We start from the raw sequence: 233 nt of genomic DNA, 5'->3' as shown, positions 1-233 counted from the left end.
GCGAACGGCGCCCGCACGCTGCGATCGCCGATGTCCGCACGTGCCTGACGCACGCGCGCGGCGGCAGCATCGCGCAACGCCAGTTGGGTGTCCAGCTGCGAGCGCGCGATCAGTTGCTGGTCGGCGAGTTCCTTCTGCCGGCGGTACAGGCGTTCGGCTTCGGCGTAGGTGGCCTCGGCCTGGACCAGCGCGGCTTGCGCGGCATCGCCCTTCAGGGTGACCAGCTTCTGTCC

General features: G+C 70.8%; 1 protein-coding gene. It reads right to left on the bottom strand.

What is annotated here, in order from left to right; all coding sequences use genetic code 11:
- On the bottom strand, window positions 1–233 hold a 233-nt coding region (locus OH705_RS28825), incomplete at both ends, for a hypothetical protein (RefSeq protein WP_416383618.1).

It is taken from the genome of Pseudomonas sp. BJa3 (genome assembly GCF_026343815.1).
Lineage (GTDB): Bacteria > Pseudomonadota > Gammaproteobacteria > Pseudomonadales > Pseudomonadaceae > Aquipseudomonas > Aquipseudomonas soli.
The sequence above is the reverse complement of the archived record's forward strand: the minus strand, read 5'-3'. Positions and strand labels throughout refer to the sequence as shown.